The sequence below is a fragment of the Mesorhizobium sp. M0833 genome, from assembly GCF_040319905.1.
Taxonomy (GTDB): Bacteria; Pseudomonadota; Alphaproteobacteria; order Rhizobiales; family Rhizobiaceae; genus Mesorhizobium.
Window position 1 is genome coordinate 26,082 of sequence record NZ_JAMYOQ010000007.1, and the last position, 13,449, is coordinate 39,530.

The window sequence follows — 13,449 nt, forward strand, 5'->3', positions numbered from 1 at the left end:
GCGCACGGCCAGAGTTGGCAAGCCGCTTGATCGCAGTTGACTTTAATCATTCGATTGATTAAATTGTCGATGATGATCAAATCGCCCAGCGCCAGCAGCCTTCCTCATGAGGCGCCCAAGACCGCCGCAGATATGACGCGGACGGCACTCGTGCGCGCGGCGCTGAAGCTGTTCGGACGCCAGGGTTTCGACGGCACGTCGACGCGCCAGATCGCGGCTGAGGCCAAGGCCAATATCGGCTCGATCGCCTATCATTTCGGCGGCAAGGAAGGGCTCCGCAACGCGGCAGCCGACTACATCGTCGACACCATCCAGACCGTTGCCGGCCAGGCGATTGGCAATCTGCAGGCGCCGGTCGCGGCATTGGCGGACACCGAGGCCGCGCGGGCACATTTAGCCGTCGCACTGGAGCGCATGGTCGCCTTCATCGCGGCAAGGCCGGAAGCCGGCGAGATTGTACAGTTCGTCCTGCGCGAGCTGTCGCATCCTACCGCGGCGCTCGACCGTATCTATGACGGCGTGTTCGAACCGGCGCATCGCCGGCTCTGCCTCATCTGGGAACAGGCGACGGGCGAGCCGGCCGAGAGCGAGCGCACAAAACTCACCGTATTCACGCTGATCGGCCAGGTCGTCTATTTCCGCATCGGCCGCGAGGCGGTTATGCGCCGGATGGGCTGGCGCAAGATCGGCGATGATGAGGCCGGCAAGATCGCGGCAACAATAACCGACAATCTCAGCGCGATTTTAGCTCGGCGCGATTTGGCTGTCCGGAAGGATCGTGGATCATGAGCCTGCTCTGTTCTTTGCCGCTTGCCGCCCAGCTTTTCAGCGCCTGCGCGCCGGCAGCACCGCTCGCCGTCGGCTACGTCGAGGGCGACTACGTCCTGCTCGCGCCGATCGAGGTGGCGCAGGTCGAGACGATTGCGGTCAAGCGCGGCGACCGCGTCACGCCCGGCACGCCGGTGGTGACGCTGGAAAACGCCGACGCCAAGATCGCCATCGCACAAGCCGAGGCGGCCCTTGCGCAGGCCCAGGCGCAACTTGCCGACCTGCAGGTCGGCAAGCGGCCGGAAGAGATTGCGGTGCTCAAGGCGCAGGTCGACATGGCCAAGGCGCAAGCCGCCGACGCCAAACGCCGTTACATCCGCGCCAGCGATCTGTTCAAACGCGGCACCGGCACACAGGCGGACTACGACACGGCTTCCGCGACGCTGGAGACGGCCAACGCGCAGGTCGGCCAGGCGGAGGCTAATCTCGCCGTCGGCGGCCTGCCGGCACGGCCCGAGACGATCAAGGCCGCCGACAATCAGGTCAGGCAGGCGCAGTCGGCGCTGGAGCAAGCGCAATGGCGGCTGTCGAAGCGCGTGCTGACGGCGCCCTCGCCCGGCCGGGTCAACGATGTCATCCGCTATCCTGGCGACACGGCCGGGCCGACCGCGCCGGTCATCTCCATACTGCCGGATGGCGCGGTGAAGCTTAGCGTCTATGTGCCGGAAAGCGCGTTCTCTTCGGTCGATGTCGGCACGCTGCTCAACGTCCATTGCGACGGTTGCGGATCGGGCGTGAAGGCTCGCGTCAGCTACGTGTCACCGGATCCGGAATTCACGCCGCCGGTGATCTACTCGCTCGAGACCCGGCAAAAGCTAGTCTATCTGGTGGAAGCGCGGCCGGAGGGCGACGCCAGCGCATTGCAGCCCGGGCAGATCGTCGACGTCGATCTGGCGGACATCGGAAAATGAACGTCATCGACGTGCATGGCCTGGTCAAGCGCTTCGGTGACAAGACCGTCGTCGACCATGTGACGATGACGGTGGCCGAGGGCGAGATCGTCGGCTTCCTCGGGCCGAACGGCTCAGGCAAGACGACGACCATCCGCATCATGTGCGGCTTGCTGACGCCGGATGAGGGCGAAGGCACGGTTCTGGGCTTCGACATTCGCACCGACAGCCTGCGGATCAAGCGCGAAGTCGGCTACATGACACAGAGATTCTCGTTCTACGAAGACCTCACGATCGGCGAGAATCTCGAATTCGTGGCACGGCTTTACCGGCTGAAGCCGCTCGACGGGCATGTGGCTAAGACGCTTGAGGAGCTCGGCCTGACATCGCGCAAGAACCAGCTGGCCGGTACGCTGTCCGGCGGCTGGAAGCAGCGGCTGGCGCTGGCCGCCTGCATCATGCACAAGCCGAAATTGCTGCTGCTCGACGAGCCGACGGCGGGCGTCGATCCGAAGGCCAGACGCGAATTCTGGGACGAGATCCACCGGCTGGCGAGCGGCGGCCTGACCGTGCTGGTCTCCACCCATTACATGGACGAAGCCGAGCGCTGCCACCGCATCAGCTACATCTCCTACGGCAAGATGCTGGCCACTGGCACGGTCGAGGACGTGGTGAGGAATGCCGGGCTGACCACCTTCGTCCTGCAAGGGCCACGGCTCGATCAGGTCGCGGCCGCACTTCATGGCCGCCACGGCGTCGACCAGGTGGCGCCGTTCGGGGCGACGCTGCATGTCGTCGGTTCCGACAGGAAGGCGCTTCAGGCAGCGCTTGCCGATGTCGAGAAGGAGCACAAGGGCGTCACGGTATCGCCCGGCGAGACCAGCCTGGAGGATGTGTTCATCCAGTTCATGTCCGGTTCGAAGGACAACATGGGATGAAGAACGGGATAAACAGCATCTTTTCCTTCGCCAGGCTAGGCGCGCTGCTGATCAAGGAGTTCATCCAGATGCGGCGCGACCGCATCACCTTCGCCATGATGCTCGGCGTGCCGCTGATGCAGCTGGTGCTGTTCGGCTATGCCATCAACAACGATCCGAAGAGCCTGCCGGCGGCGCTGGTGGCGATGAGCAGCGATCCTTACACGCGGGCCATGGTTTCGGCGCTGCAGACCACCGGCTATTACCGCTTCGACCATGTAGCGCAAAGTGCCGCCGAAGCCGAATTCCTGATGGCGCGCGGCGATGTCGCCTTCGTCGTCACCATTCCCGCCGATTTTGCCCGACGGGTCGAGCGCGGCGACAGCCCGCAGATCCTGATCGAGGCGGATGCAACCGACCCGGCCGTCGCCAGCGGCGCCATCTCGACGCTCGGCACCGTCGCCAACCAGGCGCTGCTCAGGGCACGCGGCATGCAGGAGACGGCGGCTGAAGCTGCCCGGGGCCAGCTCCAGGTGGTAGTACACCGGCGCTACAATCCGGAAGCCGTCTCGCAGTACAACATCGTGCCCGGTCTGCTCGGCGTCATCCTGCAGATGACGATGGTGATGATGACCTCGATCGCGCTGACGCGCGAGACCGAGCGCGGCACGATGGAGAACCTTCTGGCGATGCCGTCCAGCCCGCTCGAGATCATGCTGGGCAAGGTGCTGCCCTATCTGGCGGTCGGCGCCGTGCAGGTGGTGGTGGTGCTGGCGGCCTCGAAGCTTCTGTTTGCCATACCCTTCACCGGATCTATGTCGCTGCTGTTGACGGCGGTTCTGATCTTCGTCTTGGCGCTGGTGCTGCTCGGCTACACGATTTCGACGATCGCCCGCACGCAGATGCAGGCCCTGCAGCTCACCTTCTTCTTCTTCCTGCCGTCGATCATGCTGTCCGGCTTCATGTTCCCCTATCGCGGCATGCCGGACTGGGCGCAGGTTTTCGGCGAAGTGCTGCCGCTGACGCATTTCCTGCGCATTATCCGCGCGGTGATGCTGAAGGGCGCCGAGCTGCCGGCAGTGGCAACGGAGATCGGCTGGCTGGTGGTGTTCGTGGCGCTGTTCGCCGGCGTTGCGCTGGTGCGGTTCCGCCGGACGCTGGATTAGGGTCGACGCAATCAGCTTGCGCAAATGATCGAGAATCACACGGCCTTGGCCTGGCCCGGGACCGGTGTCAATTCAGGTGCATTGAGCCCTTCGAAGGGATCGCGCCAGGCATCGATTTCTTCAAGCTGCCGATACCAGCGGCCGACCGAGGGATAATCGTCGAGAGGCAATCGGGCGACGTCGTTGAAGGGCAGAAACGTCGCCATTCGAAAGTCGGCGTAGGAAACCGAATTTCCGACCAGCCATTCTCGCTGGGAAAGCTCAGCATCAAGTATTGCAGCGGCGGTACTGAAGTCCCTCAGGCCCTCCTCAACTCGTGCCTGATCGATCGGGCCGAGCCCATAGCGCTGTTTGGTCCCGCGTTCGAAATGAACGACATCGCAGGCTCTTGCGAAGTTCTCTTTGCCCCAACTCAGCCATCGGATCATCTCCGGCTCGTCGTCGCCGGTGCGCCAAAAATGCGAATGCGTGTCGCGTGAAAGCCGGCAGGCTATCGCATCGGCCTCCCAGAGGCTTTTTCCCAAGTCCACAAGGATGGGCAATGAAAGATTTGGATTGAGCGGCCGAAAGCGCTCGGCCTGCCCCGGAGCGAAGGGGGAGGCGAATTCAAACTCGACCTTGGCATTGAGATAACGTGCCACGGCGACCGCGAGGCGAGGATTGGGATTGCGGCTGAAGAACAGTTTCATTGATCTCAGTCCTTGAATGGGACCGGTTCGACCGGACGCAACGGAGGCTCGAGCGCCTCGAACCTGCGCATGACCTGCAACTGGTTGCTATCTTAGCTGGCAGCAATGATCTCGGCATAGGTGCTGAAATCGACATTGCCGCCGGACAGCACCACGGCCACGCATTTCCCGGTAAGGTCGATCTCGCCTGACGACAGCGCGGCCAAGCCGACGCAGCCGCCAGGTTCGACCACCAGCTTCAGGCAAGCCATCGCGTCGCGCGTCGCCTGAGCCACCGCCTTGTCGGAAACGGCGATGGCGCCCGCGAGATTCTTGCGGTTGATCTCGAAAGTGATCGCACCCGGCTCGGCGACGAGAAGGGCATCGCAGATCGAGGTGTGGCCGGGCGTGTTCGACACCCTGGCGCCTTTGATCAGCGAGCGGCGTGTGTCGTCGAAATGCTCGGGCTCCACGGCCCAGACGGCGGTGTCCGGCGAGGCGTCCTTGATCGCGATCGAAATGCCGCTGCTCAACCCGCCGCCGCCGCAGGGAACCACCACCGCATCGAGGCTGACGCCAAGCGCTTTTGCTTGGCGCATCAATTCGAGGCCGATCGTGCCCTGGCCGGCGATGATGGCCGGATCGTCATAGGGCGGCACCAGGACCATGCCCTTTTCCACGTAAGAACGGACAGCGGCAGTGCGATCGTCGCGGACCCGGTCGAAGGTGATCACTTCGGCGCCCATCTTCCTGACATTGCCGACCTTCATCGCCGGCGCATCGGCAGGCATGGCGATGATGGCCTTGACGCCGAACATCGCCGCTGCGGCGGCAACGCCTTGCGCGTGATTACCCGACGAGAAGGCGACGACGCCGCGGGCGCGTTCTTCCGCCGAGAGCGAGGAGAGCTTGTTATATGCACCGCGGAACTTGAACGAGCCGGTGCGCTGCAACGTCTCCGGCTTGAACAGGATCCTGGCGCCGAAGCGCTTATTCAACTCCGGCGATTCGATCAGCGGCGTTTCGACGATCAGTCCGGACAATCGCGCTGCTGCGCTGTGAATATCGGCGATGCCGGGAGGGGTGGTCATGGCTAGGGTCCTGCAAGAAATGAGACCGCCTATGGTGCACGGAAAGGGAGGCCGCGCACCAATGAAAAAATGTGACCGTTACAATTCGACTTGGAGGCAGGAGTGGGGCGTGACTGTCACCCACCGCCGCCTCCACCCTCCGCTATGCATTCGTCACTTCAATCGACAAATCGTTGCCTGACCCGGCATTGCCGGCCGCTCCTCATCCCAACAGCGTCTTTTGCCGTTTGGGGCCGCCCATCTTGCGCCAGGTGTTGAAGCGATGGGTGGCAGCAGCGAAGGAGATCTTCATCTGCTGAGCAACCGAATAGCGCGACTTACCCTCGTCGAACAGGCGATAGCAGCACTCGACGCCCTCCTCGGTCAACTTGCCGTCGGGAGCTTTGTTGTGCGGATTGGCGGGATCGAATTTTTCGACCTGCTGCTCGACCAACCCTTTCAGGCGCTGCAAGTCCGCCTCGATGTTAGCGATCAGGTCGAGAACCGGCTTGGGGTCAAACGGCTGCTGTTGCTCCGGCATCTGCGGGTTCCTTTCTCTTGGTTCAGATTCGATTATATAGGTGAACGTTCGCCGATAGCAAACGGTGCCTCGTTCGGTTTCGACGTCGATACTTTTGAGCAGATGAATGGAGCGGGCGCGATTGACCGAGGATGTGCGAAGCTCTAGTTTAGAACTATTCTAAACTGGGGTGAATTTCTCATGCTTTCCCGCGTTTTCGGCTTCGGCCGCCGTCCGTTTGAATCTCTCTCGGAGCAGGAGATCCTGGCGCTCGCAATCTCCTCCGAGGAGGATGACGGGCGCATCTATCGCGCCTATGCCGACGGGCTGGCGGAAAGCTTTCCGCAATCGGCCAAAGTGTTCGAGGAGATGGCGGAGGAAGAGGACGGCCATCGCGACGCGCTGATCGAGCTTTACCGAAAGCGTTTCGGCGAGCGCATACCGCTGATCCGGCGCGAGCATGTGAAGGGCTATTACGAACGCAAGCCGGACTGGCTGGTGAGGCCGCTCGGTATCGATCATGTGCGCAGCCAAGCCGAGGCCATGGAGCGGCAGGCCTACCTGTTCTATATCGAGGCGGCCAAACGCACAGGCGATGCCTCGACGAGAAAGTTGCTCGACGATCTGGCGGTGGCCGAACAGGGCCACGAGACACTGGCGCAGCGGCTGGAGCAAAAGCATATATCGGGCGCGGTCAAGGACGAAGAGGCGGCGGCCGAGCAACGTCAGTTCATCCTCACCTACGTGCAGCCCGGGCTGGCCGGGCTGATGGATGGCTCGGTGTCGACGCTGGCGCCGATCTTTGCCGCGGCCTTTGCCACGCACGACACGTTCCAGACCTTTCTGGTCGGGCTTGCCGCCTCGATCGGCGCCGGTATCTCGATGGGATTCACCGAAGTGGCCTCCGACGACGGCAAGCTATCCGGCCGCGGCTCGCCGGTAAAACGCGGGCTGACCGTCGGCGTCATGACGACGCTGGGCGGGCTCGGGCATGCGCTGCCCTATCTCATCCCGCTTTTCTGGACGGCGACAATCGTCGCCGCGGTCGTGGTGTTCTTCGAACTTTGGACGATCGCCTTCGTACAGAACCGCTACATGCAGACGCCATTCTGGCGCGCCGCCTTCCAGGTGGTGCTGGGCGGCGCGCTGGTGTTTGCGGCAGGGGTGCTGATCGGGAATGCATAGCAGTCGCTACCCATTCACCGCCCGGCTGTCTGCTGGCGCCTCGGCGCGTTCGGTCAGGCCGTAGTCGCGCATGACATGGGCGATGCGCAAACGGTAGCCGGCAAAGATGCTGCTGCGCCCAGCCCTCTGCGCCTGCCGATGTTCCTGCGTGTTGCGCCAGGCCTTCACCGCATCCTCGTCGCGCCAGAAGGACAGCGACAGGATGCGGTTCGGATCGGCAAGGCTCTGGAAGCGCTCGATCGACAGGAAACCGTCGATGCCGTCGAGCAGTGGGCGCAGATCGGCGGCGATGCCGAGATAGGCATCGCGCATGCCCGCCGCCGGCTCGACCTCGAAGATGACGGCGATCATGGCTTCACCAAAGAAGCATGTGGCCCGGACGCCAGCTTGAGGAAGACGCGGTCCTCCTTCAGGATAAATTTTTCCCGCCGGGCGAACTCGTAATTCGCCTTGCCGGCGGGATCGGCGGCGAGCCGGGCGCGGTAGGCTTCGTAGGCCGCAAGACTGTCGATGTTATAGGCGGCATAAGCCGTAGTGGCCGAGCCTTCGTGCGGCGCGAAATAGCCGATCAGATCGGCGCCGCAGCGCGGGATCGCCTGCCCCCAATTACGTGCATATTGCTCGAACGCCGCCTTGCCGAACGGATCGATCTCGTAGCGGATGAAGCAGGTGATGGTCATTTTCGCCTCCTTGGCGGTGGATGTTTTCTGGCGGTCACAGTTCGAGCCGGGTCGAAACGTTCCGAAGATCGATATGCTAGGCAATTCGCTGGACGTCAGGTTTGCCAGAAGGATTTCGCGCATTCGCGGCGGACGTCTTCGGGTGTCAAGCCAAGGTCACGCAGCAGATGATCGTCGATCTCGGCGAGGTCGAGACGCTGCAAATGACGGTCGTACCACCGCTTCAGGAGCCGCAGCCGCAGGCGGCGCAAGACAATGAACGGGAACGGCCGGCGAGCAGGCGCGGCGCCGAGAATGGTCCTTGCAGGCATTGTCGTCTCCTTGATTTGCATGGAGATTAATGCTTGTCTGACGAGGATGCTTCGATGAGGAACGAACCATGCGCGAAGGACCTGACATAGCCCGCATTGCCAGCCTGGTGGGCGATCCGGCGCGGGCAAACATGCTGTCCGCACTGATGGGCGGCACGGCACTGACGGCGAGTGAACTGGCACTCGAGGCCGGCGTGTCGCTTCCGACAGCGAGTTCCCATCTGTCGAAACTGATGGAAGGCGGGCTGCTGACGCTGGCGAGCCAGGGACGGCATCGCTACTACGGCCTCGCCGGCCCGCAGGTAGCAGGCATGATTGAGGCGATCACCGGTGTTGCCGCCGCGGTCGGGCCGCAACGAGTGCGGCCTGGCCCACGCGACGCCGCCATGCGCGTGGCGCGGGTCTGCTACGACCACCTCGCCGGCGAGCAGGCGGTGGCGATGCTGGACCGTCTCGTCGCCCGACAAGTGCTCCTGCGCAATGATGAGGAGATCCGGCTTGGGCCGTCGGCCGCCTCGCATTTCGCCGCGATCGGCATCGATGTCGAGGGCAAGGCGCGGCGACCGGTGTGCCGGGCCTGCCTCGACTGGAGCGTGCGGCGTTCGCACCTCGCCGGCACGCTGGGCGCCGCCATTCTCGATAAGATCCTCGCCGAGAAATGGGCGCGGCGCGAGAAGGACAGCCGTGCGGTAATCTTCTCGCCGACAGGCAAGCAGGCGTTCGAGAAGACGTTTCTCGCCTGACGGCTCGCTTCGACGCACCAGAACGGCTCGCCGTCTCCACGGAAACGCCGAACCGCTCTATCTTTTTTGTTTTGACGCAATTCCGGACGGAAAATCGTTCCACACACTTTTCCTGGAATTGCTCTAGCCGCGCTTGAGCGGCTTGGCCTGCTTGAAAAAATCCTCCCAGGGATCGGCTTGCCCAAGCCGCTTCAGCGTCGTCTTGTCGCCGATCGGAAAGGCGTTCGGCGGTAATCCGGCCTCGATTTCCGCCCAGGTCACCGGCATTGATACAGTGGCACCTTTTTTGGCGCGCGACGAATAGGGCGCGACCGTGGTCGCGCCACGGCCATTACGCAGATAATCGACGAATATCCTGCCGGTGCGCGCCTTCTTCGACAACGTCGCCGTGTAGCGGTCGGGTGCGGCTTGCTCGAGCGCTCGGGCGAACTCATGGGCGAAGCCTTTGACCTCGTCCCAGTCCGCCGACGGCTTCAGCGGGACGAGGACATGATAGCCCTTGCCGCCCGAGGTCTTGACGAAATTAGGCAGGGACAGTTCGTCGAGCCGGCTGCGGATGTCGAGCGCCGCGGCACGCACCGCCTTCACGTCGACACCCTCGTCGGGATCGAGATCGAAGATGATCTGGTCTGGTTTTTCCAGCTCGTCCGTGGTCGAGCCCCAGATGTGGATCTCGACGACGCCGAGTTGAACGAGGGCCACGACACCGTCGAAATCGCGGATGAACAATATCTCCTCGCCGTCGGTGGGATCCTTCATCACGGCGATCTTGTCGTGCATGCCGGCCGAGGCATGCTTCTGGAAGAACCGTTGGCCGCCAACACCGTCCGGCGCCCGCACGAGGCTGAGCGGCCGGTTGATGACGAATTGCTTCATGCGCGGCCAGACCAGCGCGTAGTGATCGACCAGATCCTGCTTCGATACGTTCTCCTCGGGCCACAGAAGCTTGTCGGGGCGGGACAGCGTAACCGAGGTTTTCGCCGTGGCCGCGGGTTTGGCGGGCTTTGGCTTCGACTCTGCCGGGGCTGAGCGTGCTTTCGGTTTCTCCTGCACGACTTCCTCCGCCGGCTTGTCCTCGCGCAATCCCTGGAACGACGCGTGGCGTATTATACGGTCCGACGTCCAACTGCGAAACTCCACTTCGCCGACAAGTTCGGGCTTGACCCAGACCAGCCCCTTACCCCTTGGCACCGCCCTGTCGAAGGGCGAGGTTGTCGTCTTCAGCGCATCAAGCCTCTTCTTCAGCTCGTTGGTGCTTTTGGCCGTGAAGCCGGTGCCGACGCGGCCGGCATAGCGCAGCTTGCCGCCCTCGTGATAGCCGACCAGCAGCGAGCGCAGGCCCCGCCCGGTCTTGTCCGACGGCATGTAGCCGCCGATGACGAATTCCTGGCGCGCCGTACATTTCGACTTCACCCAGGACGGGACCCGGCCGCTGCGGTAGGGCGCATCGGCGCGCTTGGAGACGACGCCTTCGAGCCCCAGCCGGCAAGCATGCTCCAGCATGATCTTGCCGGGCTCGGCAAAGTGGTCGCTGAAGCGCACGGCCTGATCCTCGGCCTGTCCGGCGAGCAAAGTGCGCAGCCTTTCCTTGCGCTCGACCAGCGGCTCGGAACGGATATCCTCACCGTTGAGACGCAACAGGTCGAAAACGTAGTAGATGAAACGATCCGTGCGGCCCGCCGACAGATCTTGCTGCAGCAGCGAGAATGACGACACGCCATTATCCGCCAGCACGACGATTTCGCCGTCGATGATAGCATCGGTGCATTTCAGGCCGCCAAGTGCCGCGACAATTGCGCCACCGAATTTGTCGGTCCAGTCGAGGCCGGCGCGTGTCAAAAGCCGCACCTCGGTGCCGGCAAGCTGCGCCTGCATGCGATAGCCGTCGAACTTCACCTCATGCAGCCAGTCCTTGCCGGGCGGGGCGTCCCGCTCCAGTGTTGCGAGCGCCGGTTCGATGAATTCGAGCCGCCTTGCCGCGACGGCCTTCGCCTTGCTGGCGGCCGGCCTGTCGGACTGCCAGACGCTTGGCTTCTTGCCGTCGGCGGTCTTGCCTTCGCCGACCTCCTCGATGGTCAGGCCGGATTTCACCGATTGCGGCGCCTCCTGCAAAATGTCCTCGCCCGGACGCGCGGCGGCATCGTCGGATTTGATCAGCAACCAGTTGTCACGCTTTTCGCCCGGACGCGGCTTCAGCCGCACCAGATGCCAGGCGCCATGCAATTTGTGGCCATGCAGTTCGAAACTGATGTGGCCTTTCTTCATCGCCTTTGCCGGGTCGCCATCGGGGACCCAAGTTCCCTCGTCCCAGACAATGACCGAGCCGCCGCCATATTGGTCCTTCGGGATAGTGCCTTCAAACGGCGCATAGTCGATCGGGTGGTCCTCGACATGCACGGCGAGCCGCTTTTCGTGCGGGTCGAGGCTCGGGCCCCGCGTCACTGCCCAGCTCCACAGCACGCCGCCATGCTCGAGACGAAGGTCGTAGTGGAGCCTGGTGGCGGCATGCTTGTGGATGACGAAGATGCCACCTGGCTCGGCTTTCTTGCCGCGCGAAACCTTGCCGGCCGGTTCGGTGGTCTTCTTGAAATTGCGCTTGGCGTGATACTGCTCGAGGCTGGCCATGGTCCGATCCTAAGCAGATTTGCGCCGAGCGGCTTTGGACTTGGCGCCCTTTGCCGGGCGTCCGCCCTTTGCCGGCGCACCGGCTTCCGACGAAAGGCTCTTCTTCAGTGCATCGAAGAGATTGACGACGTTGGAGGGCCGTGGTTCCGCCTTTGTCTTCGGTGCCTTCCTGCCGGCCTTCTTGGCGCGGACCAGCTCGATCAGGGCGTTTTCGTATTTGTCCTCGAATTCGGAAGGATCGAACTTCGCCTGTTTCTCATCGACGATGTGTTCGGCCAGCCTGATCATTTCGGCGTCGGTCTTCACCGACTTGATGTCGCCGAACACCATCTCGGGCCTGCGAACCGTATCGCCATAGCGCAGGGTCGTCAGCAGCAGACCCTTGCCCAACGGCTCGATGACCACCGGACGTTCGCGGCGATAGAGCACGATACGGGCCAGCCCCGCCGTCTTCTTGGCGGCCATGGCGTCGCGGATGACGGCGAAGGCCTCTTCCGAGACCTCGTCCGCAGGCGTCACATAATAGGGCGTATCGAGATAGATCTGCTGGATCGAGGATTTTTCGATAAAACCATCGAGGCTCATCGTGTGCGAGGATTCAATCTGCACGGCTTCGATCTCCTCCTCCTCGATTTGGACGAAGTCGCCGTCGCCGATCTCGTAGCCCTTGATCTCGTCGCCTTCATCGAGCGGCTTGCCGTTGGCCGAATCGACATAGACGCGCTTGACGGTATTGCCGGTCTTGCGGTTGAGCACGCGGAACGAGACTTTCTCCGCCTGGGTGACGACATTGGTCAGTTCGACGGCGCAAGTGACCAGCGAAAGCTTGAGATATCCTCTCCAGGCGGGGCGCGGCGCCATGACAAACTCCCTGCGCGACAAGGTTCAACCGATAACGGCGTTCAACCGAGAACGGCCAAAGCCCGTTCCGGTTCCGGCGGCGCAAAAAGGCAAGTCCGGGCTTTCAGCCCGGCCTTGCCTCGAACTCAATTCTCTATCGCTGCCCTACTCGGCGGCTTGCAGGTTGATCTTGCTTTCCGCTATCTCGGTAAGCTTACGGTCGGTCGCCTGTTCCTCCTTGAGATTGTTGGCCAGCACATTGGCGCAGTCGCTGCGGCCCAGTTGCTTGGCCCAGGCAATCAAGGTGCCGTAACGTGTCATCTCATAATGCTCGACCGCCTGGGCCGAGGCGATCAGCGCAGCGTCGAGGACCTCCTTGTCGGCGATGTCGCCGCTGATGTCGTCGGCCTCTTCGAGAATGCCGTCGATGGCCGGGCAGTCGACCTGCTTGGCCTTCACGCCGTGCAGTTCGAACACCTGCTCGACACGCTGGATATGACCCTTGGTCTGGGCGAGATGTTTCTCAAAGCCGGCTTTCAGCTGCGGATCACTCGCCTTGTCGATCATCTTCGGCAGCGATTTCTCGATCTGTTTTTCAGCGTAATAGATGTCGCGCAGCGTGTGCACGAACAGGTCATCGAGTGTTTTGATATCCTTCGAAAAGAAGCCCATGGCCTTTGCCTTTCCATTGCTCTTGCAGTTTCGGATTTTTGGCTGCGGCCCAACCCGAGCACCACAGCCTGCGGAACCGGTTCGTCCCGGCACTGGGAAATCAACGTGCGGCTGACGGGCGGGTTCCTGGTTTTCCGGCCGCGTGCACGGAAATTTCGCGGTCCAGCAAAAAGCTGAAACAAAATCGCGTCTCAGCGACATTCAGGCGAAACATATGTGATGCAAAAGTCACACTGGGCGAAATGCCGACGGACTGCATGGAAACACCGCGAATCAGCCGCATTCCAGCCATGAACGAAGGCATTTTCGACCAGAGATTAACATCGCGTTCACC

At 62.6% G+C, this 13,449-nt stretch carries 15 protein-coding genes; 6 read left to right on the top strand and 9 right to left on the bottom strand.

What is annotated here, in order from left to right; genetic code table 11:
- Positions 1-72 precede the first annotated feature (72 nt).
- The 4 genes from NKH98_RS10090 to NKH98_RS10105 are packed head-to-tail and all read left to right on the top strand — an operon-like array spanning position 73 to position 3,801.
- Entirely contained in the window at positions 73-789 is a 717-nt protein-coding gene (locus NKH98_RS10090) for a CerR family C-terminal domain-containing protein (protein ID WP_352477088.1), read from the top strand.
- Positions 786-1,739 (top strand): HlyD family secretion protein, encoded by a 954-nt coding sequence (locus NKH98_RS10095; protein WP_352737839.1) that lies wholly within the window; start codon positions 786-788, stop codon positions 1,737-1,739. Before NKH98_RS10090 ends, NKH98_RS10095 begins: the two co-directional genes overlap by 4 nt.
- Positions 1,736-2,656, top strand: a complete 921-nt coding sequence (locus NKH98_RS10100; RefSeq protein WP_352737840.1) for an ABC transporter ATP-binding protein — start codon at positions 1,736-1,738, stop codon at positions 2,654-2,656. The genes NKH98_RS10095 and NKH98_RS10100 overlap by 4 nt, the downstream gene beginning before the upstream one ends.
- 8 nt (positions 2,657-2,664) lie before the next feature.
- Entirely contained in the window at positions 2,665-3,801 is a 1,137-nt protein-coding gene (locus NKH98_RS10105; protein WP_352802379.1) for an ABC transporter permease, read from the top strand.
- Positions 3,802-3,836: 35 nt separating this feature from the next.
- Here NKH98_RS10105 and NKH98_RS10110 read toward each other — a convergent pair whose 3' ends face one another.
- The 3 genes from NKH98_RS10110 to NKH98_RS10120 form a co-directional block, all read right to left on the bottom strand.
- A complete protein-coding gene (locus tag NKH98_RS10110) occupies positions 3,837-4,490 on the bottom strand; it encodes a glutathione S-transferase family protein (RefSeq protein WP_352802339.1) in 654 nt (217 codons plus the stop codon).
- A 92-nt stretch (positions 4,491-4,582) separates the two neighbouring features.
- Positions 4,583-5,560 (bottom strand): threonine/serine dehydratase family protein, encoded by a 978-nt coding sequence (locus NKH98_RS10115; RefSeq protein ID WP_352898048.1) that lies wholly within the window; start codon positions 5,558-5,560, stop codon positions 4,583-4,585.
- Positions 5,561-5,762: 202 nt separating this feature from the next.
- Positions 5,763-6,080 (bottom strand): hypothetical protein, encoded by a 318-nt coding sequence (locus NKH98_RS10120; RefSeq protein ID WP_254818024.1) that lies wholly within the window; start codon positions 6,078-6,080, stop codon positions 5,763-5,765.
- Between the two features lie 180 nt (positions 6,081-6,260).
- Here NKH98_RS10120 and mbfA point away from each other — a divergent pair, with 180 nt between their 5' ends.
- A complete protein-coding gene (gene mbfA / locus NKH98_RS10125) occupies positions 6,261-7,244 on the top strand; it encodes an iron exporter MbfA (protein ID WP_254818023.1) in 984 nt (327 codons plus the stop codon).
- Between the two features lie 6 nt (positions 7,245-7,250).
- On the opposite strand, the gene NKH98_RS10130 is transcribed toward mbfA, so the two are convergent.
- From NKH98_RS10130 to NKH98_RS10140, 3 genes are all read right to left on the bottom strand, one after another.
- On the bottom strand, positions 7,251-7,595 hold the full coding sequence (locus NKH98_RS10130; RefSeq protein ID WP_352898050.1) for an antibiotic biosynthesis monooxygenase family protein: 345 nt from the start codon (positions 7,593-7,595) through the stop codon (positions 7,251-7,253).
- Positions 7,592-7,924: an NIPSNAP family protein gene (locus tag NKH98_RS10135; RefSeq protein WP_352898052.1), complete on the bottom strand. Its 333-nt coding sequence runs from the start codon at positions 7,922-7,924 to the stop codon at positions 7,592-7,594. The genes NKH98_RS10130 and NKH98_RS10135 overlap by 4 nt, the downstream gene beginning before the upstream one ends.
- Before the next feature lie 95 nt (positions 7,925-8,019).
- Positions 8,020-8,235 (bottom strand): DUF1127 domain-containing protein, encoded by a 216-nt coding sequence (locus NKH98_RS10140; protein ID WP_254818020.1) that lies wholly within the window; start codon positions 8,233-8,235, stop codon positions 8,020-8,022.
- A gap of 68 nt (positions 8,236-8,303) precedes the next feature.
- On the opposite strand from NKH98_RS10140, the gene NKH98_RS10145 reads away from it, so the two are divergent.
- A complete protein-coding gene (locus NKH98_RS10145) occupies positions 8,304-8,978 on the top strand; it encodes an ArsR/SmtB family transcription factor (RefSeq protein WP_254818019.1) in 675 nt (224 codons plus the stop codon).
- Between the two features lie 123 nt (positions 8,979-9,101).
- Here the strand turns inward: NKH98_RS10145 and ligD are convergent, their stop codons facing one another.
- The 3 genes from ligD to NKH98_RS10160 all read right to left on the bottom strand — a co-directional run bounded on the left by ligD (position 9,102) and on the right by NKH98_RS10160 (position 13,115).
- Positions 9,102-11,603 carry a DNA ligase D gene (gene ligD / locus NKH98_RS10150; protein ID WP_352898054.1) on the bottom strand — a complete coding sequence of 834 codons (2,502 nt, stop codon included), beginning with the start codon at positions 11,601-11,603 and terminating at the stop codon, positions 9,102-9,104.
- Positions 11,604-11,612: 9 nt separating this feature from the next.
- Positions 11,613-12,464, bottom strand: coding sequence for a non-homologous end joining protein Ku (ku, locus tag NKH98_RS10155; protein ID WP_352898056.1), 852 nt, complete (start codon positions 12,462-12,464; stop codon positions 11,613-11,615).
- A gap of 144 nt (positions 12,465-12,608) precedes the next feature.
- Entirely contained in the window at positions 12,609-13,115 is a 507-nt protein-coding gene (locus tag NKH98_RS10160) for a YciE/YciF ferroxidase family protein (protein ID WP_254818016.1), read from the bottom strand.
- Positions 13,116-13,449: the final 334 nt, after the last annotated feature.